2 protein-coding genes are annotated in these 2,435 nt (G+C 76.9%); one reads left to right on the top strand and one right to left on the bottom strand.

The window, feature by feature from the left end:
- Positions 1 to 87: 87 nt before the first annotated feature.
- Positions 88 to 1,503 (bottom strand): NAD(P)/FAD-dependent oxidoreductase, encoded by a 1,416-nt coding sequence (locus ABZ371_RS31680; protein WP_358686188.1) that lies wholly within the window; start codon positions 1,501 to 1,503, stop codon positions 88 to 90.
- Between the two features lie 124 nt (positions 1,504 to 1,627).
- Here ABZ371_RS31680 and ABZ371_RS31675 point away from each other — a divergent pair, with 124 nt between their 5' ends.
- Positions 1,628 to 2,407: a nucleotidyltransferase domain-containing protein gene (locus ABZ371_RS31675; RefSeq protein ID WP_358686190.1), complete on the top strand. Its 780-nt coding sequence runs from the start codon at positions 1,628 to 1,630 to the stop codon at positions 2,405 to 2,407.
- Positions 2,408 to 2,435: the final 28 nt, after the last annotated feature.

Here is a 2,435-nt window from a genome sequence, read left to right as displayed (position 1 = left end):
GGGGGGGGGGGGGGGGGGCGGGCGGCGGGGGGGGCGCCGGCCCCGCCCCCACCCGCGTAGGCGCGGCCCCGGGACCCGGTGCGGCCCTCACCGGGCGCGCAGCCGCCTCCACACCGCCCTGGCCGCGTGGTGGCCGGACATGCCGTGCACGCCGGGCCCGGGCGGGGTGGCCGAGGAGCAGAGGAACACCGCGGGATGGGCGGTCGCGTACGGGACGCGGGCCAGCTTGGGCCGGATCACGGTCTGGAGGCCGGCGAACGCCCCGGTGGCGATGTCCCCGTCGACGTAGTTCGCGTTGCGCGCCGCCAGCCGGGGCGGCCCGGCGATCGAGCGGGCGAGGACCAGATCGCGGAAGCCCGGGGCGAAACGCTCCAGTTGGCGCTCCACGACCTCCGTGGCGTCCCCCTCCCAGCCCGCCGGGACGTGGCCGTACGCCCAGAAGACGTGGTTGCCGCCGGGCGCCCGGGACGGGTCGACGAGGCTCGGCTGCGCCGTGATGAGGAACGGGACGTCCGGGTCGCGCCCCGCCACCGCGGCGCGCAGGGCGGTGTCGATCTCGCCCGCCGTCGGGCCGAGGTGCACGGTACCGGCCCGCCGGGCCTCGGGCGCGGTCCACGGCACGGGCCCCGAGAGGGCGTAATCGATCTTGAAGCAGGAGGCGCCGTAGCGGTAGCGGCTGTAGGCGCTGCCCAGTCCGGCGATCCGGGCGAGCGCGGTCGGCGAGGTGTCGAAGACGTACGCGCGGGCGGGCGGCAGCTCGTCGAGGCGTTTGACCTCGGTGCCCGTGCGGATCACACCCCCCTGTTCACGCAGGTAGGAGGCGAGGGCGTCGGAGATGGCCTGCGAGCCGCCGCGCGGCACGGGCCAGCCCTTCTCGTGCGCGGCGAGCGCGAACAGCAGGGCGATGCCGGTCGTCGCGATGCCGCTGGTGGGCGCGATGGCGTGGGCGGCGAGCCCGGCGATCAGCCCGCGCGCCTTCTCACCCCGGAAGCGCCGGGAGGCCAGCGCGGCCGGCTGGAGGGCGTCGAGCCCGAACCGCACCCACCGGTAGGGGTCGCGCGGCAGCCCGTCCCAGGGGGTGCGCAGGAAGTCCTCGGCGAGGGTGTCCCAGTGGCCGATGTAGGGCGCGACCATCCGGCGGTAGGCACCCGCGTCCCGCGGGCCGAGCGTCATGGCGCTCTCGCCCACCGATGTGGTGAGGACGGCGGCCGAGCCGTCGGGGAAGGGGTGGGCGAGCGCCAGCGGCGGCTGTATCCACTCCAGGCCGTGCCGGGCCAGCGGCATCGCGGCGAACGCGGGCGAACCGATCGCGAGCGGGTGCACGGCGGAACACGGGTCGTGACGGAAGCCGGGGAGGGTGAGCTCCTCGGTGCGCGCGCCGCCCCCGACGGTCTCCATGGCCTCGAAGACCTCCACGGAGAACCCGCGGCGGGCCAGTTCGGCCGCGGCGGTCAGTCCGTTGGGACCCGCCCCCACGACGACGGCATCCAGCATCGATGGCACCTTCGGACTCCTTCGTCAGCCGACGGCCGGGACGACCAGGATATTCGGGCGTCCCGGCGACGGGGCCGGGGGTAGTGTCCGTTCAATGCGCAACGACCCGGCACTCCCTCCCGCCGTCGCGTCGATGGCCGCACGGCTCGTCCGGCAGCCCGGCGTGCGGGCTGTCGCCCTGGGCGGCAGCCGGGCCCGCTCCACGCACCGCCCGGACTCCGACTGGGACCTCGGCGTCTACTACCGCGGCACCCCGGACGTGGCCGCCCTGCGGGCCCTGGCCGCCGAGGCCCAGGGATCCCCTGCGGAGGTCGCGGGACCGGGCGGCTGGGGCCCGTGGGTCGACGGGGGCGCGTGGCTGACGGTGGACGGGATCGCCGTCGACTGGATCCTGCGCGACCTGGACCGGGTGGAGGCGGTGTGGTCCGACTGCCGTGAGGGCCGCTTCGAGGTGGGCGTCCAGCCGGGCCACCCACTGGGTTTCTGGTCGCCCTGTTACGCGGGCGAGGTCGCCCTGGGACGGGTACTCGCGGACCCCGGCGGGGAGTTGGCGTCGTTGCGGGCGCAGACCCTCGTCTACCCGGAGCCCCTGCGCAGGGCGCTCGCGGACGCCGCGTGGGAGGCGGAGTTCTCGGTGGCCGCGGCCCGCAAGTCGGCCCCGTCCGGGGACACCCTCCACGTCGCCCTCTGCCTGTCCCGGGCCTTCGGCGTCCTCGCCCAGGCGCTCCACGCCCACCACCGCACCTGGTGCCTGAACGAGAAGGGCGCCCTCGCGGCGGCGGCCGCGATGCCCGACACGCCGGAAGGCTTCCTGGAGCGGGTCTCCGGCGCCCTGCGGGGCTTGGACCCGGAGGCGGTGGAGGCCGCGGCCGGCCTCGTGCGGGACGTCCGGCGGGTGCTCGCCCGGCCCTGACGCGCCCGCGGGCGGCGGGCGGTCCGCA

It is taken from the genome of Streptomyces sp. NPDC005899, from assembly GCF_040629645.1.
GTDB lineage: Bacteria > Actinomycetota > Actinomycetes > Streptomycetales > Streptomycetaceae > Streptomyces.
Note: the sequence above shows the minus strand (reverse complement) of the source record. Positions and strands in the feature narration are given on the sequence as shown.